18 protein-coding genes are annotated in these 20927 nt (G+C 71.0%); 8 read left to right on the forward strand and 10 right to left on the reverse strand.

What is annotated here, in order from left to right; all coding sequences use genetic code 11:
- Positions 1 to 25 precede the first annotated feature (25 nt).
- Entirely contained in the window at positions 26 to 148 is a 123-nt protein-coding gene (locus tag ACBJ32_RS25675; protein WP_357870134.1) for a hypothetical protein, read from the reverse strand.
- A gap of 284 nt (positions 149 to 432) precedes the next feature.
- Here ACBJ32_RS25675 and ACBJ32_RS25680 point away from each other — a divergent pair, with 284 nt between their 5' ends.
- On the forward strand, positions 433 to 2436 hold the full coding sequence (locus ACBJ32_RS25680) for a trypsin-like serine peptidase (RefSeq protein WP_375128849.1): 2004 nt from the start codon (positions 433 to 435) through the stop codon (positions 2434 to 2436).
- 117 nt (positions 2437 to 2553) lie between these two features.
- On the opposite strand, the gene ACBJ32_RS25685 is transcribed toward ACBJ32_RS25680, so the two are convergent.
- The 8 genes from ACBJ32_RS25685 to ACBJ32_RS25720 form a co-directional block, all read right to left on the reverse strand.
- Positions 2554 to 4266, reverse strand: a complete 1713-nt coding sequence (locus ACBJ32_RS25685) for a thiamine pyrophosphate-binding protein (protein WP_375128850.1) — start codon at positions 4264 to 4266, stop codon at positions 2554 to 2556.
- Positions 4263 to 5651, reverse strand: a complete 1389-nt coding sequence (locus ACBJ32_RS25690; RefSeq protein WP_357870126.1) for a hypothetical protein — start codon at positions 5649 to 5651, stop codon at positions 4263 to 4265. The genes ACBJ32_RS25685 and ACBJ32_RS25690 overlap by 4 nt, the downstream gene beginning before the upstream one ends.
- Positions 5652 to 5665: 14 nt before the next feature.
- Entirely contained in the window at positions 5666 to 8581 is a 2916-nt protein-coding gene (locus ACBJ32_RS25695) for a peroxidase family protein (protein WP_375128852.1), read from the reverse strand.
- A 144-nt stretch (positions 8582 to 8725) separates the two neighbouring features.
- Positions 8726 to 9700: a hypothetical protein gene (locus tag ACBJ32_RS25700; RefSeq protein WP_375128853.1), complete on the reverse strand. Its 975-nt coding sequence runs from the start codon at positions 9698 to 9700 to the stop codon at positions 8726 to 8728.
- A gap of 186 nt (positions 9701 to 9886) precedes the next feature.
- The gene (locus tag ACBJ32_RS25705) at positions 9887 to 10489 is read right to left on the reverse strand and encodes a GNAT family N-acetyltransferase (RefSeq protein ID WP_357870117.1); all 603 of its coding nucleotides are present in this window, start codon (positions 10487 to 10489) and stop codon (positions 9887 to 9889) included.
- A gap of 203 nt (positions 10490 to 10692) precedes the next feature.
- Positions 10693 to 11442, reverse strand: a complete 750-nt coding sequence (locus tag ACBJ32_RS25710) for a GntR family transcriptional regulator (protein ID WP_185109258.1) — start codon at positions 11440 to 11442, stop codon at positions 10693 to 10695.
- 809 nt (positions 11443 to 12251) lie between these two features.
- Positions 12252 to 12686, reverse strand: coding sequence for a Zn-ribbon domain-containing OB-fold protein (locus tag ACBJ32_RS25715; RefSeq protein WP_375128854.1), 435 nt, complete (start codon positions 12684 to 12686; stop codon positions 12252 to 12254).
- Positions 12686 to 13849: an acetyl-CoA acetyltransferase gene (locus ACBJ32_RS25720; protein ID WP_375128855.1), complete on the reverse strand. Its 1164-nt coding sequence runs from the start codon at positions 13847 to 13849 to the stop codon at positions 12686 to 12688. The genes ACBJ32_RS25715 and ACBJ32_RS25720 overlap by 1 nt, the downstream gene beginning before the upstream one ends.
- A 230-nt stretch (positions 13850 to 14079) precedes the next feature.
- Here ACBJ32_RS25720 and ACBJ32_RS25725 point away from each other — a divergent pair, with 230 nt between their 5' ends.
- From ACBJ32_RS25725 to ACBJ32_RS25755, 7 genes are all read left to right on the forward strand, one after another.
- Positions 14080 to 14601 (forward strand): flavin reductase family protein, encoded by a 522-nt coding sequence (locus tag ACBJ32_RS25725; RefSeq protein ID WP_375128856.1) that lies wholly within the window; start codon positions 14080 to 14082, stop codon positions 14599 to 14601.
- The gene (locus ACBJ32_RS25730; protein ID WP_375128857.1) at positions 14588 to 15733 is read left to right on the forward strand and encodes an acyl-CoA dehydrogenase family protein; all 1146 of its coding nucleotides are present in this window, start codon (positions 14588 to 14590) and stop codon (positions 15731 to 15733) included. The genes ACBJ32_RS25725 and ACBJ32_RS25730 overlap by 14 nt, the downstream gene beginning before the upstream one ends.
- 12 nt (positions 15734 to 15745) lie before the next feature.
- A complete protein-coding gene (locus ACBJ32_RS25735; RefSeq protein ID WP_357870102.1) occupies positions 15746 to 16519 on the forward strand; it encodes an SDR family oxidoreductase in 774 nt (257 codons plus the stop codon).
- Between the two features lie 38 nt (positions 16520 to 16557).
- Positions 16558 to 16881 (forward strand): PadR family transcriptional regulator, encoded by a 324-nt coding sequence (locus tag ACBJ32_RS25740; protein WP_375128858.1) that lies wholly within the window; start codon positions 16558 to 16560, stop codon positions 16879 to 16881.
- Positions 16878 to 17879, forward strand: coding sequence for a hypothetical protein (locus ACBJ32_RS25745; protein ID WP_375128859.1), 1002 nt, complete (start codon positions 16878 to 16880; stop codon positions 17877 to 17879). Before ACBJ32_RS25740 ends, ACBJ32_RS25745 begins: the two co-directional genes overlap by 4 nt.
- Before the next feature lie 64 nt (positions 17880 to 17943).
- The gene (locus tag ACBJ32_RS25750) at positions 17944 to 19239 is read left to right on the forward strand and encodes a DUF2252 domain-containing protein (RefSeq protein WP_375128860.1); all 1296 of its coding nucleotides are present in this window, start codon (positions 17944 to 17946) and stop codon (positions 19237 to 19239) included.
- A gap of 40 nt (positions 19240 to 19279) precedes the next feature.
- Positions 19280 to 20026, forward strand: coding sequence for an SDR family oxidoreductase (locus ACBJ32_RS25755; protein WP_357870090.1), 747 nt, complete (start codon positions 19280 to 19282; stop codon positions 20024 to 20026).
- On the opposite strand, the gene ACBJ32_RS25760 is transcribed toward ACBJ32_RS25755, so the two are convergent.
- Entirely contained in the window at positions 20027 to 20821 is a 795-nt protein-coding gene (locus ACBJ32_RS25760) for a hypothetical protein (protein ID WP_357870087.1), read from the reverse strand.
- Positions 20822 to 20927 lie beyond the last annotated feature (106 nt).

Here is a 20927-nt window from a genome sequence, read left to right on the forward strand (position 1 = left end):
CGGACAGCGCGCGGGACGGACGGATCTACTCCTCGTCATCCCCGGCCGCCGCCGTCAGCTCCTCCAGACGGTCGAGCTCGGCCTCGGTGAGGTGCTGGCTGCGCCTGTCCAGGGACGCGACAGAGACGTAGTCGACGACGTTACCCATGAGGCTCCCCTTTCTCCTCGCTTCTCACGGTAGCCATGACCCGCCGGAAGACCAGAAAAGAAGAAATAAGCCATCTCAATGACATTTTTAATGACCTAACTTGACTTCCCGGAAGCGACGGACACGGGCACCGGATGCCGAAAGATGGGTCAACAAGCGGTCAATTACCTGCCGGACATCTGGACGGCCGCGCGACCCGGCGCACACATTCGAGATGAGATGCCTGCTTTATATGGGAGCGGCGGACGATTATGGAAATATCCACGGAAGTCAGCGAAAGCAGGGTGCGGCAGACCAGGGCCGCCGCCGAACGGTACCGCTGGAGCGGTGCCGAACGCGACGAGGCCTGGCGCAGGCACGAACGGGGCGAGGCCTTCCCCGACTCCCCGGAGATGCTGGCCGCCCGTACCGCCCGCCTCATCCAGCGCAACGGCCTCCCGGTCGAAGCGGCGCTGGAGGCCACCAGGACCGACGCCCTCGACCAGCCCCAGATGTACGAGCGCATCCTCGGGGTGGCCAAGGACCTGCAGTCGTGGAGTTTCCTGCCCCGCGGGGCGCGGGCCGCGCGCACGGTCGCCCGGATCTGCGTCGCCGAGAACGGCCGCGAGCTCCCGATCGGCACCGGCTTCCTGGTCTCCCCCCGGCTCCTGCTCACCAACCATCACGTGCTGCCCGACGCCACGGCGGCCGGCGCGGTGATCGTGGAGTTCGACGCCCAGGTCACCGTGGACAACATCCCCGAGGTCTCCCGGCGGTTCACCCTGGCGCCCGACGCGTTCTTCGTCGCCGACGCCGCCCTCGACTTCGCCCTCGTCCTCGTGAGCCCCGACGCCGACGGCCGCCAGGCCGGGCAGACGTTCGGCTGGAACCGGCTCAGCGTCCAGACGGGCAAGCTGGTCATCGGCGAGCCGGTCAACATCGTCGGTCATCCCAGCGGCCGGTTGAAGGAGATCTCCATCCGGGAGAACCGGCTGGAGGCGCGCCTGGACGACTTCCTGCAGTACCAGACCGACACCGAGCCGGGCAGCTCCGGGTCCCCGGTGTTCAACGACCAGTGGGAGGTCACGGCGCTGCACCACAGCGGCGTGCCCAGAACCGACGACCAGGGACGTATCCTGCGCCGCGACGGGCAGCCCTGGCGGGAGGGAGACGGCGACGACGCCGTCGACTGGGTCTCCAACGAGGGCGTGCGGATCAGCGTCATCCTCAAGCACCTCGCCGCCCTGCCCCTGGACGAGGCCCGGCGGGCGTACCTGACGGAGATGGGGCCGGAGTCCGGCCTCGGGGACGCCACCGCCCCGCGGGTGGCCGTCACCGTCCCGCCGCCTGCCTCTCCGGTGGACGGGCTGGTCATCGAGACGGACGCGCGGGGCACGCCGCTCCGCGCCGGCGTGCCCGCCGCACCCGGCGCCTTCGGCGGGTCCAGGCACGTGGTCTTCCTCCATGGCCGCGGCCAGGAGGAGGAAGATCCCGAGCAGTTGCGCCGGTACTGGGCCGCCGGGCTGAACGGCGGGCTCACCCGGGCGGGGCTGGCCACGATCACGCCGGGTGACGTGTGCTTCCCCTTCTACGCCAGGCAGCTCCTGCTGGCCATGCAGCCGATGGAGGCCCTGTCGCGTTCACCGCGCGGGGCCGTCGAGGCGGTGGCGCCGGGCCCGGGCTCCACGCGGCAGCTGTACGAACAGCTGATCATCGAGGCGGCGGGCCGGGCCGGCATGCCGGGGGCACGGCCCGGGAGCAGGGAAGGGCTGGGCGACTCCGTGCGCCGCGGCCTGAGCTGGCTCGCCGACACCACCGACCTGGATCGGCTGCTCATCGCCGCGATCTTCGCGGACGTGGCCGCCTACCTCGACGACCGGCAGGTCCGCGAGGCCGTGCTGGGCTGCGTGCTCCAGGAGATGCCGCGCGCCGGCCGGCTGGTGCTGGTCAGCCACAGCCTCGGCACGGTGGTGGCCATGGACCTGCTCACCCGGCTCGACCCGGCGGTGGAGGTCGAGTTGCTCGTCACCGCGGGAAGCCCGCTCGGGCTCGACAGCGTGCACCGGCGCCTGCTCGCCGGCGGGCCGCACCGTCCTGACCGGGTGGCGCGCTGGTTCAACGCCTGGTGTCCCCTCGACCCGGTCGCCATCGGGTGCCCGCTGAGCGGCCACTGGGCCGGCGGTCCTGACGAGGTCGCCGTCGCCAATCCGGTGGGCAAGGCCCACGACATCGAGGAGTACCTCGCCCATCCCGAGGTGGCCCAGCCGATCGGGGCCGCGCTGGCCGCGGCGGTCCCGGCGCCGGCCTGACGGACGGCGCGGAACGCCGGCACCACGCCGTGGCGGCCGCCGTCAGGGAGCGGTGGCCGCGTACTGAGGCCGAGTCGAGCGCCTGAGGCAGAGTCCCGCACCTGAGGCCGGACTTCCTCAACCGGGGCCGCGCAGGCGGTCTTCGAGGGTCTCCACCAGGCCGGCGATCACTCCGTGGGGCGAGGGGCTGTAGTGCGGGACCGCCCACCGCGTGATCCTGGCGTCGATCACCGTGGGGCGGTCCGAGCCCAGCGCCGCCCGGAAGGCGTCCTCGAACTCCTCGATCGTCTCCACCCGGTACCCGTCCGCCCCGCACGCGCGGGCGTAGGCGGCGAAGTCCGGGTTCCGGAACTCGACCAGGCCGGTCTCCAGGTACTCCGAGAGCTGGTAGAGCTTGATCAGCTTGAACTCCTGGTCGTCGAAGATGATCCAGATGACGGGGATGCCGTGCTCGACGGCGGTCATCAGCTCGAAGCCGGACAACGAGTAGCACCCGTCGCCGCAGCCGACCACGACCGTTCGATCGGGCTGGGCGACCTTCAGCCCGATCGCGCCGTTGACGTGCCCGGCCATCGGCCCGAACGAGCCGGCCTTGCGGAAGTTCTGGCCCTCCTCGACGTCCACGTAGTAGCCGAGCCACGCCAGATGCGCGCCCGCGTCGGCCAGGAGGACGGCACGCGCCGGCAGCAGCCGGCCGATCGCCTGCGCGAGCTCCCCTGGGTGGATCTTGCCGGTCAGGTGGGTGATGTGCCTGGCCTCGTAGTCCTTGCCGGTCACCTCGGCGGCCGGTACGTCACCGACCTTCCGCTCCAGCGCCTCGGCCAGCGCGGCGACGGCCGGGCGCGCGTCGGACAGGAGCGTGTAATCGGCCTTGTACGCCTTGCGGAACTCGATCTCGCTGATGTTCACGTGGATGAGCACCTTGCCGTCGAACAGGTCCCGGCGATAGTTGAAGGTGGCGTGCTGGTTCAGGGAATTGCCGACGCACAGGACGACGTCGGCCTCCCGGAACGCCTTCCAGGCGCTCGCGTGACCGCTGTCGGAGAAGACTCCCAGCGCGAGGGGGTGCTTCTCCGACACGATCCCCTTGCCGTCGAGCGTGGTCAGCAGCGGGATCCGGAACCGTTCGATCAAGTGCCTGATCTGCGGGCCGGCTCCGCTGCGGACCGCGCCGAACCCGGCGAGCACGACGATCCGCCGGCGCTCCCGCAGGGCGTCCGCCAGCACCGACGCGATCTCCTCGACGCGTGCCGGGTCGGGCTGGGCCGGCGCGGCGTCGAGCCGGACGGGCCGCGTTCTGCCGACCTCGACGCCGCGTTCGGTCAGGTCGAGGGGGACGTGGATGTGCACGGGGCCCGGCCGCCCCTCGAAGGCGATCTTGACGGCCTCCTCGAGCACGTCGAAGGTGTCGTCGGCGGATTCCAGCAGGAAGGACCTCTTGGTCGTGGCGGCGAACATGGCCTGGGAGTCGGGCGTCCCGCCGAGGCCGGAGGTCTCGTTCAGCGAGCCCCATCCCTGCCACTTCCTGGGCGCGTATCCCGAGACGGCCAGGACCGGGTAGGAGTCGGACATCGCCATGGCCAGCCCGGAGAACAGGTTGAACGCGCCGGGCCCGGCCGTGGCGAAGCAGAAGCCCAGCTTCCCGCTGAACATCGCATACCCGCAGGCCATGAAGGAGGCCGCCTGCTCGTGGCGGGTGATGATCGGCCGGATCCGCCGCGAGTGCTTCAGCGCCAGCATCAGGCCTGCCGCGTTCTCCCCCGCTCCCCCGAAGGCGGCCTCGACCCCGACGTCCTCCAGCCCGGCGACGATGGCCTCGTAGACCTTCATGGGCGCGTCCCCTCCGCGTGCCAGCGGGCGGCGTGCCGCCGATGCGCGTCGGTCGTCCCGTTCGCGAAGAACCGCTCGTAGTACTCGGTCTCGACGTGATGGATCTGCAGCCAGATGCCGGGCACGTGGATGGCGTCGGCGTGGGCGGGGAAGCGGCCGTGCGTCCGGTGGATGTAGACGCAGACGTCCCGCGCGCAGTCGATCACCGCCTGCTCGTACGCGCTCGCCTCGGCCAGGTAACGCCGCCCGTAGTCGCCCTTGTAGATGTGGGCGAAGGTCTTCTCGTCGGTGTAGATGCCGCCGGGGCCGAACTTCGCCCGTACGACGCTGTCCACGGCCGCCTCCATCGAGGGGAAGTTGGGCGGGCAGGCGGCCTTGATGAGCTGCTCCCCGTCCACCCGCAGGCCCACCGGGTGGGAGCGCAGTGCGGCGTACTTCGGCAGCGGCACGTGCCAGCGCAGGACGTCGGCGAGGCGGAAGCGCGGCGTGACGAAGTCGAAGCCGAGCATCCGGCCGTAGGCGCGGGAGAACTTCGGGTCGCCCAGCATGATCTGCGGGTGGATCGTGCCGTGGATCCAGGCGCCCAGCCCCATCGCGTCGGCGGCCAGCATCAGGTTCTGCACGAGCAGGTCCGCCTCGATCTGGGTGCGCATCGTCCCCATGGCGCCGAGCGGCACCTTGACGTCCGCGTTGAGGAATCCGTTCTTGACCCACTTGGCCACGCCCGCCAGGCGATAGAAGTTGCGGTCGTCGACGAACGCCGGCCTGGCCCCCTCCGGCTGGGTGAGCAGGAACATCAGGCAGTTGATGTACTGGTGGGAGAGGTCCACCACGGGCAGGAAGATCGTGGTGCCGGGGAGGTTGGACAGGAACCGGTTCGAGTCGAGGTAGGCGGGGAAGTCCCGCCGCCCCTCGGCCACGTCGAGGCGGCGGTCGAGGACCCGCACCTTGGCCTGGCGGGCCCGTTCGATCAGCGCTTCGGCGGTGAAGGGCAGGTCCGCGGCGGGCGGGAGCTTCCTCAGGTAGTACGTGCCGGTGTCGTTGATCATGAAGAAGTGGGTGCCCTGGGCGTTGTCGGGGCTGCCCGCGGTCCGGCCGGCCATGGTGAGGTTGGGCTTGGCCATGATGGGGTCGCCGTCCCGCGGATCCTCGAACGGCCGGTCGGGCATGGTCAGGCCGGAGCAGCCGGTGAGCGCGATGAGCAGCGCCTCCTCCAGCTCGGTCAGCGGCATCGGCGGGTGCGGTGACCGGTAGCTCATCGAACCCGCCGGGACGGACGCGCCACGGCTGACGCGGTGCGTGCGGCGTTTCCAGATGGTCTCCAGCAGCGGCCGGGACAGGAGCGCTTCCAGCCCTTCCTGCCTGGTGGCGGGCTTGACGTCCATGATCGGGCTCGCTTTCAGTCGTGCGTGACGCCGGTGTTCGCCTCGGGTCTGGCCGGGCGCCATGGCGCGAAGGCGCTCGTGGTGCGGGGCAGGACCGCCGCCAGTTCGGGGCAGTGCCGCAGGATGACGCTCGTCATGCCGTTGCGGGCGATCCAGTCCATCCCCAGCGGGGTGTAGATCTCGGGCCTGAAGTCGACGGTGAGGAAGCGGTCGCTCTGCAGCCGCCGGCTGGCCATGAGGATGAAGACGCGGAACGCCGTGTCGCTGAAGCCGAAGCGCTCGGGCGGGTTCTCCGCGAAGAGCCCGACCATCGTGTCGATGTCGTCGACCGAACGGTAGACGTCCCGCAGCCGGGCCAGGCAGTCGGGGTCGGAGGTGAGGTCCTCGAAGCGCCGCAGGCGCGGCCGGTGCAGGCCGGCGCGGAAGTCGTTGTAGCGCGGCACGGCGCGGCGGCGGGTGCGGACCAGGTCGACCACGGACAGGTCGATGATCTCGCCGTCCCGCTCGAACGCCTGCAGCGCGCGCGGGAAGTTGCGCAGCGTGATGGCCCCGGGATGGGCGATGCCGAGCGAGTACAGCGAGTTCGCCAGGCCCGCCCGGCGCATGACCGGCTCGGTGGCGGCGCCCTGCACGTCGTTGAAGCCGAGGCTCTCCAGCCGCCGCCCGCTCCGGTGGTCGGCGAGCTCGTAGTCGTCCGGGATCAGCGGGTGCATGCGGTAGACGGTGACGAAGTCCTCGGTGAGCGAGTACGGCGCGCCGTGATGGTCGGGCAGGGTCCGCGGGATGCCGGTGAGCGCGTGCGTGTCGGCCAGCCACAGCCCGAGATGGGTCAGCCAGCTCTTCGGCGGCCCCTGCCAGTTGGCCGTCAGCCCGATGTCGATCAGTTCGGTGGCGAGGATGGCGGGGGTCCACTCCACTGTGTGGATCTTGGCGATGAGGGCGGAGACGACGAGCCTGGCCGTGTGGTACACGGACTCCTCGTCCATGCCGGGATACTCCTCGCGCAGGGCCCGGCACACGGCGTTGTGCTCGCGGGCGAAGAGGGTGTGCATGACGCTGAGCCCGAGCCACCAGTTGTCGCGGAAGCCCGTGATCGGGATGCCGTCCGGCCCCGGCACCAGGTGGCCGTCCTCCAGGTGCAGCGACGCGCCGCCGTCCGGCTCGCGCAGGGATCTGGCGACGGTCTCGTCGCCGCCGTAGACCTCCGAGCCGTCCCACCAGTGGGAGGCCGCGTTGGCGGACAGGATCGGCGGGCCCGTGCCGCCGGCCGGGCGCAGGTCGGCGTTCTCGGCGAAGCGCATCACGTGCTCGGGCGCGCCTCCCGGGGTGTTGGTCCACGTCATGCCGTACGGGAGCGGCACCTCGACGCTCGCCGTCCCGGGCGGGCAGCGCTTGTGGTTCACCCAGTCGTGCACCTGGAACTGGATCCAGGCGGCGGCGATCACGTTCAGCGACCGTGCCGGGATGAAGCTGTCGCGGTGGAGCAGCTCCCTGCTGACGATCACCGGGTTCGGCTCGTCGAACAGGTCCGGCCGGTAGACGGGCTGGAGGTTACGGCCGAAGGGCGAGCCGAGCGCTCCCATGGCGGGGTCGGACAGGTCGTTGTAGGTGCCGTCGTAGGTGCGCCTGACGAGCAGGCTGTCGTCGAGGGGCGGGGGCACCGGATGCGCCTGGGGCGGGGCCTGCCGCGTCCCGGTGTCGATCAGGTTGTCGCGGCGCAGCACCTGCCGGATGGTCGCGACGTTGAGCAGGCCGATCCAGGTCGGCAGCCTGTGCCAGGGGACGTACCGGTTGAGCAGGCCGAACGCGCCGCGCAGCAGGGTGCCGACGACGAGGTTGCGCCGCGGTGCGGGCGTGAGGAAGCGGCGGCCGCGGCGATGGGCGCTGCCGGCCTCGTAGGCGGCCTTGCGCGCGCGGTTCAGGTTGCCGAGGGGGCGGAACTCGTCGGTGGTGTTCCACGGGTCGAAGGCGAGCTGGTCGATGCGGGCCTCGGCGGCGCGCGCGGCCGCGGTGTCGAGATCCTGGCGCGGGATCGTCAGCGTGGCGACCGGGACGACGGGCACGTCCGCGTCCGGCCAGTCGGCGGCGCCGTCCTCGACGGGCGTGAGGCGGGCGTCCTCGTAGCGCTGCACGCACAGGTCGAAGACGATGTCCCGCCTGGCCAGCCGGGCCGCGAGCTCGTGCGACAGGTAGTCGGCGTCCTCTCGCGGCGGAGAGGGCGCCGCCGGGGTCCCGGAGGCGGGCCGGAGCCGGTAGCGGACGGGGCCGGCCTGGCCCCAGAGGATGGAACCCCGGCTCCAGTACGTCTCCAGAGCGAGGCTGCGTACCTCGCGCCGGGTTCCGGCGAGCACGTTGCGCCGCATGCGGGCGGCGGTGGACCAGCCCAGGGCCCACGGCAGCCTGGCGTAGAGGGCAACGGCCTTGCGCAGGTTGGTGTTCGCGCCCGCCATGACCTGCGCGAACACCACGAACTCGCGTGCGTTGCCCGCGTGGGAGACCGGATGGTTCGTCATGAGGAGGTCGTGGGTCTCCTCCGCCCCCACCTGGATCCGCAGGGCCGCGCCCCGCAGGTCGGGGGCGGAGTCGGGCTGGCGGACGCCGCTCGCGTTCGACAACCGGACGATGACGGGATACTCGGCACCGGGCTGCGCGAAGCCGGTCCTCAGGTCCTCGGGCAGGCCGTCGTGGAACCGCAAGGTGGCGTTCTCGACGCCGAGGATCGCCTTCGCGTGGAAGGCGCGGTCGATCCCGGGTGCGTGGCCACGCTCCTTGAGCTTGAGCTGGACCCGCATGAGATCGCGGGCGAGCTTGTCGAAGATCACCCGTTCCCTCTCGGGGGAACCTCCGACATATCGCTCGTACTGCTCGGCCACGGGCGATTCACGCATCGCCGGAGGCTCGCCGACAAGGTGCTCCTGCTGCTTGGCCATGCGCACTCCCCCGAGATGCGGCCGCGTCGGTCACGGGTGGCCGACGCGCGAGAATCCTTGTCCGCTATTCCCCCGGCCAGACTGGACAATGCGCCCCTTTCCCCCAGCGCTGCCCATTCTTGGGAGAACGGCTATCTTCCCCGGTCAGTCGGCACGTTGCGGCTCGGCGGCCTGGTCCACGCCGCGCGAGGAGTCGCGCACGTTGTGGAGAACATGCTGGCCCTGCTCGTCCACCAGCCGGGTGATGAGCTGCTGCGCGGCGCCGAAGAGAGCCGCCCAGCCGAGGATCTGCGCGCTGGAGTCAAGATCGGTCAGCCCCGGGACGAAGCGCGCCTGGATCAGCATCAGCCCGATGACCGCCGACACCGCTCCGGCCGGGAGCTTCAACAGCGCCAGCACGATGGGAAGGGTGTAGGGGGCCGAGGTCCCGTGGATGTGGCGCAGGCCGACCGCGCCCACCAGCGCGGCCGCGGACAGGCCGACGAGCTCCACGATGGCGACGTCCCAGGTGGTCGGGGTGAGCCCGATGGGGCACGCGGGCCCGGCCTTGGGATCGTCGAAGCAGAGGTTGATCGCATGGGGGTGGAGGGCCCCCACCACGAACAGGGCCACGGCGACGACGGCCAGGACGAAGGTGGAGACCAGGATCGTGTTGCGGAAGCTGCGCAGCCGCACCTTCTCCTGCTGCGCCGCGATGTTGGACGCCTGGAGCGTGATCACCGCCAGGGTACGGTCCTGCGGCGACAGCCTGCCGTCCTGGCCGCGAAGGCGTTCCTCCAGCTTGGCCCGGCGCGGGTCCTGCGGCCCCAGGTGCTGCAACGCCCGCGCCAGCACGTCGCTGCCCCACCACGGAAGCTCCGCTTCGGGCAGCAGTTTCAGCAGGGCCACCTCCACCTTGCCGATGTTCGCCCAGGTGCGGTCCACGGCGAGCCCGGACCAGGCGCCCTTCAGGCTGGCTCTGCCCGCCGCCGCCTCACGCGCCGCGTCGAGATGCCGCTGCGCGCCCCTGGCCTGCGCTGATCCGTCGCCGTAACCGTCCAGCTGGCTCTGCAGCTCGGCGATGTACGCCAACGCGCGCTGCCGCCACGAGAACGCCTTCTCACCGGCCACATCCTGCATCGCTGTGCATCTCTCCGCGTGCGAACCCGCTGTCTACCGACGAGTTGCCCGGTACGGCACGCGGAGGAACGATCACCTGTTCAACCACGGGGAAACCCGGGCCCGTTGTTGACCTTCCCGCGCTCCCGCGCCCGATGACGGGCCCGGCCCCGCCGCGGGCGGGGCCGGGCCTCACCTGTACCGGATCTAGGCGCTGATCAGCTCGGCGACCGTGAGGTCGCGGAAGACCGTGGTCTGCACGTCCTCCGACCGGCGCTGGAAGAGCGCCCCCGACGATCGGTGCGGCAGGTCCACCGTGCGTACGTGGCGGAAGCCGCGGTTGCGGTAGTAGCCCTGCAGCCGCGGGTTGGCCTTGGCGCAGTCGAGGCGGACCCAGGGCAGGCCGGCCGAGAAGGCCGTGGCGCAGGCCCAGTCGAGCAGGGCGTCCCCCAGGCCGGAGCCCGACCAGGGGCGGGCGACGGCCAGCTTGTGGATGTAGAGCGCCGCCCCCGGGTCGTCGGCGCGGGTCCAGAACTCGGGGTCCGCGTGGTCGTCGAGGGCGATGGTGGCCACCGGCGGGGCCGACGCATCGGGGTCGAGGTATCTGAGCTCGTCGTCCAGCAGGAACAGCACGCGTTCCTCGATGAGCGGCTCGATCCGCTCGGGGCCGAACCCTGCGCGGGGCCATTGCCGCACCCCCTGCGCGTGCAGCCACTCAGCGGTGTCCGCGAGCAGCGTGAGTACGCCGGGAAGGTCCGCGGGTTCCGCTCTGCGGAGGGAGAGCGGATGAAGCAGGGTGTTTGTGTGCATAGTAGTACCCTTCGTTGCGTTGGGTGTCCGCACCAGCGCATAGCGTGATGACGCAATGTCGCATAGGGGCGAAATGGGGCCTCAACCCGATATATATGGATAAATGGCGATTTAGGGGAGTATGCACGACTCCCCTAGGCCAGCGAGGCGGCTATTTCTCGCTGCGCCCGGCCGGCGGGATCACCCCTTCACCCACGAGCTCGTCAGCGGCGATCGAGCTCGTATCTGATCAGATGTTTGTCGGCTGGCAAAACCGACACGGCGACACGCACTGGCATGTCTGCCCCGTCGTACCCCACTCGGACATACACCATGACTGGCGTACCCAGCTCGAGTTGAAGGCGTTCGGCTTCCTCCTGGTTGGGCATGCGCGCCCAGATGTCGTCCACGACGCGGACCTGCGCATGGCCCAGCTCTTCCAGCACCCGGTTCGCCCCTCGCGCGATGTCTCCGGGCCTGGCGATCTCGGAGTCGGCAACCAGATCGCGGGGGAAGTAGGAATCGTTGGTGTTGTACGGCTGCCCGTCCACGAAGCGCAGACGGCGTCTCACCACCGCCAATTCCCCGTCGGCCAGCTCCAGCCTGCTGGCGATCTCCTCGACGGGAGACACCGTCAGCACCTCGATGTACTGGCTGGGCGCCCGGCCTTCCTGCCCGACGGCGTAGGCGAACGCCTCGCGCAGTTCCCCGCTGGGTTGCGGCTCCAGCTCCCGCTGCGGATAGATCAGCAGCGGTCTGCGGTCCCTGACCACGGTGCCGCGCCGCGGCGTGCGCGTGACCAGCCCCTCATTGACGAGTTCGCCGAGGGCCAGCCTCACCGTGTTCCTGCTCACCCCATGGTCTTCCATGAGCTGCGCCTCGGTCGGCAGCTGTGCCCCGGGGCCGAGGACACCCGAGTAGATGGCTCGTCGCAACTCCGAAGCCACCTGCTGATACAGCACCGACCTTGCCACTTTCACCCCTTTTGTTCCAACAATTTAGACGATCTGGTTCTAGCAGGCCACAACCCCTTGACCGAACCGCCTCCCCCGGCCCATCATCCATTCGTTGGTACAAATCCATCTAAAGGCCGGTGAGGGGGTGAAGGCCAGTGTTGCCAGTCCGCACGGGTACGCCATACCTGCCCTGGCATGACCCTCGCGAAGCAACACGTTTACTGCGTTACGCGTTGACTCGCCACGGGTTAACCCACACCTACCAGAGCGTTGGCGATGGCATGCCCGCGCCATCGGTGCTGACTGAGCTGACCGTGTGCTGCGACGACGGATCCTTAGTCGGGAACAAGGAGGGTGGCGCCCCCGTCACGCATCACATCGATGACCCGGTTGGTGCAGCTCGACGCATCGCCGCACGTCGCCGGCGACAGGGGCCTTCGCGCTCCCCCATCGACTCCGTGTGCGAGCCAACGGTCTAGGACTCCATCCCTCGCCGGAGTCCTGGCGCCGTCGCACGCGGGGCAGGAAGCGCGTCCTGGCGGGTCCCCCACGCCCGCCAGGACGCGCTTTCCTCCGAGAACCGGCCAGCGCCTACGGCCTCCATCTCCCGATGGGGGCTTTTTCTCTGCCCGCGGGCGGGCCGCGCGACCTCCCGGCCACGCCCGCTGTCGGTTCCGTACCGCTCACGTCTGCCGCCAAGTCCGGGTCGTCCTCCTCGACGACGCCTGCTGCCCCAATCATCGGTCCTCGGAGACCGGCCCGGGGGCAGCTTCGTGATGGTGGGACTGGTGGGATTTACCGGTACCAATCGAATTTCCGGCGCGAGGTCAGTCAGCGGAAGAATTTTCACCGGCCTGGTGGGGGATGCAAGTTTCCGGCATCCAGTCGAGCACGATCAACTCCTCGTCCACCTGCGTGAACACCCCGCGGACCCGCTCCCCCGCCTCCGGCGGGCGCTCCGCGCGCCAGTTCCCGTACACCAGACCGCCCGGTACGGCCTTCAAACGAACCATTACCACTAGGTATGGATCGGGCGGCCCCGGCACGAAGGGCCGGCGGTTGACGATCCAACTCTCAACCTTTCCCTCGGGCGCCACCTCCCGCCAGCGCCACCCTTCCGTACGGCAGGCCGCGCAGAACGCCCGCGGCGGGAACCGGAGAGTGCCGCAGGCGTCGCATTCCTGCACCGCGAACTCCCTCCTGGCCACCCGCTCCCACCACGCGCGCGAGTCACGGTCGGGCTCGGGACGGTAACCGGGCATCACGCCCTCCTCAGGATCAGAGCGGAGGTGGCGGGCAGGATGTAGCCGGGCTGCGCCGTGGAGAGCGCCACCTCGGCGCCCGGCACCTGGCGGTCCCCCGCCTCGCCCCTGAGCTGGGAGACCGCCTCGGCGATGTGGTTGATCCCGTGGACGTAGCCCTCCGACAGGAAACCTCCGTGCGTGTTGACCGGGAGCGTGCCGTCCAGCGCGGTGGCCCCCGAGGCCACGTACGGGCCGCCCTCGCCCTTGGGGCAGAAGCCGTAGTCCTCGAGCTGCACGATCACCGAGTACGTGAAGCAGTCGTACAGCTCGGCCACGTCGATGTCTCCCGGCCCGAGGCCCGCCTGCGCGTACAGGCGGGGCGCCAGGCCGGCGGCGGCCGTCACCGTGGGGTCGTCGCACGAGAGGTGGGAGGTGCCACCGCCCCAGGCCGCGGCCGAGACCAGGACCGGAGGGCGGCGCAGGGAGCGGGCGCGCTCGGCCGTGGTGACGACCACGGCGCAGGCGCCGTCCGTCTCCAGGCAGCAGTCCAGGAGGCGGAACGGCTCGGCGATCCACCGGCTGGCCAGGTAGTCGTCCAGGGTGATGGGGTCGCGCATGAGGGCGCGCGGGTTCTTGGCGGCGTTGGCCCGCTGGGTGACCGCCAGGGCGCCGAAGTGCTCGGCCCTGGTGCCGTAGCGCAGCATGTGGGCGCGGGCGTACATGGCGAACTGCTGGGGCGGGGCCACGTATCCGTACGGCGCCTGGTACTGCACCTCGGGGCTCGCGGGCACGCCCCGCCCGGTGCCGCCCATGCGGAACTCCGAGCGCGCGTTGATGGCCCGGTAACAGACGACGGTCTCGGCCAGGCCGGCGGCCACGGCGAGCGCGGCCTGACCGACGACCGCGTGGGAGACGCTGCCGCCGCCGAACTGGTCGAGGTGCCAGGACAGGTCCGTCAGCCCGAGGGCGGGGCCGACCAGGGTGGGCGGGGCCGAGTCGCCGACCCGGTGGGTGGCCAGGCCGTCCACCTCGTCCGGCCTCAGCCCGGCGTCCTCCAGCGCGGCGAGCACGGCGCGGCAGGCCAGCGTGAGGGTGCTGACGCCGGAGTCCTTGGAGAAGGGCGTGTAACCGACCCCGGCGATGGCGGTGAGATCCGAGAATTCAAGCAAGCGCTTGGGCACATGCGTCACGGTAGGCAGGCTCTTTCCAGCCTGTCAACGCAGGTCCGGGAGTGCGACTTGACACCTTCTCCGCGTTCCCCCTACCGTCCAAGCAAGCGCTTGGTAAGATGAATCCAGTCGGCGGATCGAGGAGGCGGACCATGAGCACACACGCTGCCCGGCTCATCACGCCGGACGGCTGTCGCAGCCTTCCGACGCCCCATCAGCGCAGGATTCGCAACGGAGCCGCCATGCCGACGGGGCACCCGCACCCCAGCCAGAACGGCCATCTCGACAGCCGCCGCTTCCGGCAGGTGCTCGGCAGGTTCGCGACCGGCGTGGTGGCGATCACGGCCGTCGACCCCGACGACGGGCAGCCGTGCGGCCTGGCCGCCAATTCCTTCACCTCCGTCTCGCTCGACCCGCCCCTCGTGGCGTTCTGCGTCGCCTACACCAGCACGAGCTGGCCCAGGGTGCGCGGTGCCAAGGCGCTCACCGTGAACGTGCTGGCCGAGAACCAGCAGGCCGTGTGCGCGCAGCTGGCGACCAAGGGCGGCGACAAGTTCGCCGGCCTCGCCTGGACGGTCTCCCCCGGCGGCAGCCCCGTGCTCGAAGGCGCGCTGGCCTGGCTGGACTGCGCCGTCGAGGCCGAGCACCCGGCGGGCGACCACATGATCGTGGTGGCCCGGGTGCTGCAGCTCGACACGCACGCCGAGGGTGGCCCGCTGGTGTTCTTCCGAGGCGGGTACGGGGGGTTCGTTGAGCCTTCGTGAGCAGGCGCGGGCCTGGCTGGAGGAGAACCTCGGCGGCCGGTTCGCCGCCGCCAGGGGGCTGGGCGGCCCCGGGCGCGAGCACGAGGCCGTCGAGCTGAGGCGGGCCTGGGAGCGCCACCTCGGCGAGCACGGATGGACCTGCCTGGGCTGGCCGCGGCGCTACGGCGGCCGCGCCGCCTCCATCGGCGACCAGGTCGCCTTCCACGAGGAGTACGCCAGAGCCGGCGCCCCCGCCCGGCTGGGCCTCATCGGCGAGGGCCTCATCGGCCCGACCATCCTGGAATACGGCACCGACGACCAGAAGGAGCGGTTCCTGCCGCCCATCCAGCGGGGCGAGGAGCTGTGGTGCCAGGGCTACTCCGAGCCCGAGGCCGGCTCCGACCTGGCGAACGTCCAGACCAGGGCCCGCCTCGACGGCGGCGACTGGGTGATCACCGGCCAGAAGGTGTGGACGTCGCTCGCGCAGTGGGCCGACTGGTGCTTCGTGCTCTGCCGGACCGAGGAGGGCTCGCGGCGGCATCGCGGGCTGTCGTACCTGCTGGTCCCCATGCGGCGGCAGGGGGTCGAGGTCCGGCCGATCGTGCAGCTCACCGGCACCTCGGAGTTCAACGAGGTGTTCTTCGACGGCGCGCGCACCGCGGCGGGCAACATCCTCGGCGCCCCCGGCGAGGGGTGGCGGGTCGCCATGGCCACGCTCGGGTACGAGCGCGGCGTGTCCACGCTCGGGCAGCAGATCGGGTTCGGGCGGGAGCTGGCCGAGGTCGTCGAGACGGCCAGGCGCACCGGCGCGATCGACGACCCGGTGCTGCGCGACCGGCTCGTCAGGTCGTGGCTGGAGCTGCGGATCATGCGGCTGAACGCGCTGCGCATGCTCGATTCCGGCCCCGGCGATGGCGGCGGCCCCGGCCCCGAGGCGTCGATCGCCAAGCTGTACTGGTCGGAGTGGCACCGCAGGCTGGGCGAGCTGGCGCAGGCCGTGCAGGGCAGGGCCGGGCTGGTCGCGGACGCGGGCGGCGGGCTCGGCGAGCTGCAACGGCTCTACCTGTTCAGCCGGGCCGACACCATCTACGCCGGCTCCAGCGAGATCCAGCGCACCGTCATCGCCGAGCGCACCCTGGACCTGCCCCGCTGATTGGAGCCGCCGATGCCACCGCCGTACCCGAAGGCCCACGGCCTGCTCGACGGCAAGGTCACGCTGGTCACGGCCGCGGCGGGGGCGGGCATCGGCTACGCCACGGCCAGGCGCTGCGCCGAGGAGGGCGCCACGATCGTCGTCTCGGACAGGCACGAGCGCCGCCTGGCCGCCGCCGCCGAGTCGCTGGCCGAGCTCACCGGTGTCAAGCCGCTCGCCGTCCCGTGCGACGTGACGTCGCAGGCGCAGGTGACGGCGCTGTTCGACGCGGTGATGGAGGCTCACGGGCGGCTGGACGTGCTGGTCAACAACGCCGGCCTCGGCGGTACGGCGCCGCTCGCCGAGATGACCGACGAGCAGTGGCACGCGGTCATCGACGTCACCCTGAACGGCACCATGCGCTGCACCAGGGCGGCGCTGCGGCACATGATCCCCCAGGGCCGCGGCGCCATCGTGAACAACGCCTCCGTGATCGGCTGGCGGGCCCAGCGCGGGCAGGCGCACTACGCGGCGGCCAAGGCCGGGGTGATGGCGCTGACCAGGTGCGTGGCGCTGGAGGTGGCCGAGCACGGGATCCGGGTCAACGCGGTGGCTCCGTCGCTGGCCGTGCATCCGTTCCTGGCGAAGGTGACCAGCGAGGAGCTGCTGGCGGAGCTGGCGGCCAAGGAGGCGTTCGGGCGCTCGGCCGAGCCGTGGGAGGTGGCGAACGTGATCGTCTTCCTGGCCGGCGACTACTCCTCGTACATGACGGGCGAGGTGGTGTCGGTTTCTTCCCAGCACCCCTGACGATATCTTGCGAGACAGGATATCGTGATCCTATGAATATGACGGAGCCCATGTTCCTGGCGCTGACCGCGCTGGTGGACGAGCCCCGGCACGGCTACGGGATCGTCCAGGAGGTCGATCGGCTGTCCGCGGGGCGCGTCCAGCTCAAGATCGGCACGCTCTACGGAGTGCTCGACCGGCTCTCCGCCGCCGGGCTGGTGGCGCTCGACCGGGAGGAGGCGCAGCAGGGGCGGCTGCGGCGCTACTACCGGCTGACGGACGAGGGGGCAGCGGCCCTGCGGGACGAGGCCGCCAGGATGGCCGCCACCGCCGAGACCGCCACCGCCCGCCTGCGCGCCAGGATGGCGGGAGGCGCCACATGAGCCTGCTCGAACGGCGGTATCGCTCCGTCCTGCGCCTGCTGCCCGCCTCCTACCGCGCCGAGCGCGAGGAGGAGATGGTGGACGCGTTCATGGAGATGTCCGGCGACGTGTCCGACGAGCTGAACCCGCGGCCCCGGTGGGGCGAGATCGCCAGCGTGCTGGCGCTCGCGTTGCGGTTGCGGTTCGGCGGCGCGGGCGCCGAGCCCCGGCTGTTCGCCTGGGGCGAGACCGTACGGCTCCTCGCCGTGCTCGGGCTGGCCTTCCACGCCATGGGCGGCGTCTACACGGGCGTGGAGCTGCTGCGCACGCTGGTCTTCCAGGTGGAGCCCGGCCTCGCGGGCGCGCCCGGCTCCTTCGAGCGGCTGGTGGCCGTCGTCGTCTCGCTCGCGTACCTCTGCTCGACGGTCGCGTTCGTCGCGCTCATGCGTGGTCACGTCAGGACAGCCAAGATCACGGCCGTCGTCGGCGCGGCACCGGCGCTGGCCTACACGCTGATCCCGATGATCCTGGCCGGGCCGCTGATGGACCGGCCGCTGTCGGAGCCGGCCACCCTGGTGTTCACGGCGGTGCCGGTGATCGCGGTGCTGCTGGGCTTCCACAGCGACGCCACGCCGCGGCGCCGCCCGTGGGCGCTCGCCCTGTCTCCCCTGGCCGCCGGTCTGGCGGTGCTGGGCTGCACGTGGCTGCTGGTCGCCCTGCGACTGCCCGACGCCGACTGGCTCTATCTGTGGCTCGATCTCGGCACGGCGATCCCGGTGTGGGCCACGGGCGCCGTGGTCGTGCTCACCCGCCGGAGCTCGCCGCCGTGGGCGCTGGCGATGTCGGCCGCCGGGCTGCTCCTGCTGCTGATGCGGGTGCCGCTGCTCGGCAACCTGCCCGACGGCTCCGCGTGGCTGACGGTCTGCGCCCAGTGCGCGCTGCTGTGGAGCCTGGCCGTCGCGCTCGCCTGGGTGGGGGCGCGGAGCCTGCCGGCCGCGCGGCCGGCGCTCCAACCCTGACTCGCCCGGGTCAGGGAAAGATCGGGGTAGGCGGCAGGGGGATCCGGGATCTAGTGTCCGGGACATGGGCACACGCTCCTCCTTCCTGCTGGACGTCCTGATGACGGAGTTCGGCGAGTCGATCAAGCGAGACCCCGCGGCGTTCAGGCGGAAGTTCCGGAAGATGGCGGCCTCGCCGTTCGCCTTCTACCGGGGCAGCGCCTGCCTGTTCTACGCGGACATGGTGGGCACGTACGCCGACGGGTCCTACCTCGACGGCCCGACCAGCAGGGTCTGGATCCACGGCGACCTGCACGCGGAGAACTTCGGCACGTACATGAACGCCTCCGGCGAGCTGGTCTTCAACGTCAACGACTTCGACGAGGCGTACGTGGGCCCGTACACCTGGGACCTCAGGCGGTTCGCGGCCAGCGTGGCCCTGCTCGGGTACGCCAAGGCGCTGTCGGACGACTCGATCAGCATGCTCGTGACCGACTTCGCCGGTGCGTACCTGGTCGAGCTGGCCGCCGTCGCGGCGGGCGGGGACGACGCGATCGGCTCGCTCACGCTCGGCACCACCAGCGGGACGCTGCACCGGGTGCTGCAGCGCGCCCGCCTCAGCACCCGCGTGGCGCTGCTGGACTCCGAGACCGTGATCGACGACTACGACCGGCGCTTCGCGCTCATGGAGGGGCGCGAGGCGGTGGACGCGGCGACCAGGCGGGCGGTGCTGGACGCGTTCGCCGACTACCTGACCACGCTGCCCGTGACGGTCAACCCCGTCGAGCACGTGATCAAGGATGTGGCGCTGCGCAAGGGCGTGGGCATCGGGTCGGCGGGGCTGCCGTCGTACAACCTGCTGCTCGAAGGGCGCTCGCAGGCGCTGGAGAACGACGTCATCCTCTACATGAAGCAGGCGGCGGTGCCGGCGGTGGCGCGGCACGTCACCGACGAGAAGGTGGCCTCCTACTTCCGGCACCAGGGGCACCGCACGGCGGAGAGCCAGCGGGCGCTGCAGGCCTACGCCGACCCCTGGCTGGGCTACACCGCGCTGCACGGGGTGGGGCAGCTCGTGGCCGAGGTGTCGCCGTACTCCGCGGACCTGGACTGGGACGACGTCAACGAGCCGGACGAGCTGCGCTCGATCATCCAGGACCTGGGGCGGGCGGTGGCGCGCATGCACTCGGTGGCCGACGACGAGTCCAGCCACGATCTCGTGGACTTCTCGACGGAGGAGGCGATCGTGGCGGTGATCGGCGACGACAGGTCCGGCTTCATCGGGACGCTGGTGGAGTTCGCCCACCGGTACGGGGCCCAGGCCCGCGACGATCACCAGCGGTTCGTGGACCTGTTCCGCAACGGGCGGCTGCCGGGAGTCTGATCCTGGCAACCGACCGGTCGGTATGGCATGCTCCCAGAACATGAGTCTGTTCTCTGTGGAAGGCAAGACCGTCGTCGTCACGGGCGGGTCGCGTGGCATCGGGCGCATGATCGCCGCCGGGTTCATGGAGGCGGGGGCGACCGTCTACATCTCCGCCCGCAAGGCGGCCGAGGTCGAGAAGACGGCCGCCGAGCTGGGCTGCCTCGCCGTGCCCGCCGACCTGTCCACGCCCGAGGGGCTGGAGCGGCTGGTGTCGGCGGTGGACGGGCCCCTGCACGTGCTGGTGAACAACGCGGGCGCCACCTGGGGCGCCCCGCTGGAGGAGTATCCGGAGCACGCCTTCGACAAGCTCTGGAACATCAACGTCAAGGGCGTCTTCTACCTGACCCAGCGGTTCCTGCCGCGGCTGCGGCAGGCCGCCACCGCGGACGACCCGGCCCGGGTGATCAACGTGGGCTCCATCGACGGCATCAAGGTGCCCGCCCTGGAGAGCTTCGCCTACTCCTCGACGAAGTCCGCCGTGCACATGCTCACCCGGCACCTGGCCAAGCGCCTGGCCAAGGAGCACATCACGGTCAACGCCATCGCCCCCGGGCCCTTCGACTCGAAGATGATGGCGTTCGCGCTCGACGACCCCGCCACCCGGGAGGTCATCGCCTCCAACGTGCCCCTGGGCCGCATCGGCCGCCCCGAGGACATGGCGGGCGCCGCGATCTACCTGTCGTCGCGGGCGGGAGCGTACCTGACCGGCACGGTCATCCCGGTGGACGGCGGCATCTCCTGCTGATCAGAGCAGCTCGCGCAGCGCCGTCGCGAAGCGGGCCGCCGCCTGCGGCTCGTAGTTCAGGAAGAGGTACGGCTCGGTCAGCTCCGCCTCGATGACGGCGGGCCGCCCGTCGGGAAGCCGGACCAGGTCGATCCTGGCGTAGAGAAGGCCATGGGGTATGGCGGTGAGCACCTTCTCGGCGAGTTCGACCTGGTCCGGGGCTGGGGTGCGGAGCTGGGCCCGCGCGTTGTCGGCCTCCGTCGCGCCGGCGGCGAGCATGGCGCTGCGGCGGACGGCGTGGCTGAGGCGGCCGTTGAAGTACAGCAGCGAGGTCTCGCCCTCCGACTCGACCATGTCGAGGTACGGCTGCACCATCGGCGTGCGCCCCGTGGCCTCCAGCTCCGCCGCCAGGCGCGCGGCCTCGGCGCGGCCGGTGGTCCTGGTGGTGTCGCGGGCGCCGCCGGACACGGACGGCTTGACGACGTACTCGGGCCAGTCGGGCAGCTCCCGCGACGACCAGTGCGTGGGCACGATCGGCACGCCCAGGTCGCGCAGGTAGGTCTTGTCGGTGTTGGACTCGAGCACGGCGTACGGGTTCAGCAGCCTCGTGACGGACTCCACGCTCCGCGCCCAGGCGAGGAAATCGTCCCGCCTGAGGATGTAGTCCCAGACGGAGCGGACGACCACGGCGTCGTACGCGCTCCAGTCGACGGTCGCGTCGTCCCACCGCTCGACGCGCCCCTCGATGCCGGCCTCCCGCCAGGCGGCCAGCACCGGCTCGCGCTCGTCGTCCGTATCGAAATCCGCAAAGGTCACATAAGCACAAATAGCCACGCAGCGATATTAATGTGCCGCAAGCCGGGTCATTTCGGACCCGGCTTGCACGCGTCACGGGCGCGCCGCCCTCCGGCGTTCAGCGGCG

The sequence above is a fragment of the Nonomuraea sp. GTA35 genome (genome assembly GCF_041950525.1).
Classification (GTDB): Bacteria; Actinomycetota; Actinomycetes; order Streptosporangiales; family Streptosporangiaceae; genus Nonomuraea.

What these genes read in the sequence shown, in the direction of transcription:
- ACBJ32_RS25675 (WP_357870134.1), bottom strand. Translation starts at nt 148, where the DNA reads ATGGGTAACGTCGTCGACTACGTCTCTGTCGCGTCCCTGGACAGGCGC.
- ACBJ32_RS25685 (WP_375128850.1), bottom strand. Translation starts at nt 4,266, where the DNA reads ATGAAGGTCTACGAGGCCATCGTCGCCGGGCTGGAGGACGTCGGGGTC.
- ACBJ32_RS25690 (WP_357870126.1), bottom strand. Translation starts at nt 5,651, where the DNA reads ATGGACGTCAAGCCCGCCACCAGGCAGGAAGGGCTGGAAGCGCTCCTG.
- ACBJ32_RS25695 (WP_375128852.1), bottom strand. Translation starts at nt 8,581, where the DNA reads ATGGCCAAGCAGCAGGAGCACCTTGTCGGCGAGCCTCCGGCGATGCGT.
- ACBJ32_RS25700 (WP_375128853.1), bottom strand. Translation starts at nt 9,700, where the DNA reads ATGCAGGATGTGGCCGGTGAGAAGGCGTTCTCGTGGCGGCAGCGCGCG.
- ACBJ32_RS25705 (WP_357870117.1), bottom strand. Translation starts at nt 10,489, where the DNA reads ATGCACACAAACACCCTGCTTCATCCGCTCTCCCTCCGCAGAGCGGAA.
- ACBJ32_RS25715 (WP_375128854.1), bottom strand. Translation starts at nt 12,686, where the DNA reads ATGCCCGGTTACCGTCCCGAGCCCGACCGTGACTCGCGCGCGTGGTGG.
- ACBJ32_RS25725 (WP_375128856.1), top strand. Translation starts at nt 14,080, where the DNA reads ATGCCGACGGGGCACCCGCACCCCAGCCAGAACGGCCATCTCGACAGC.
- ACBJ32_RS25735 (WP_357870102.1), top strand. Translation starts at nt 15,746, where the DNA reads ATGCCACCGCCGTACCCGAAGGCCCACGGCCTGCTCGACGGCAAGGTC.
- ACBJ32_RS25740 (WP_375128858.1), top strand. Translation starts at nt 16,558, where the DNA reads ATGACGGAGCCCATGTTCCTGGCGCTGACCGCGCTGGTGGACGAGCCC.
- ACBJ32_RS25745 (WP_375128859.1), top strand. Translation starts at nt 16,878, where the DNA reads ATGAGCCTGCTCGAACGGCGGTATCGCTCCGTCCTGCGCCTGCTGCCC.
- ACBJ32_RS25750 (WP_375128860.1), top strand. Translation starts at nt 17,944, where the DNA reads ATGGGCACACGCTCCTCCTTCCTGCTGGACGTCCTGATGACGGAGTTC.
- ACBJ32_RS25755 (WP_357870090.1), top strand. Translation starts at nt 19,280, where the DNA reads ATGAGTCTGTTCTCTGTGGAAGGCAAGACCGTCGTCGTCACGGGCGGG.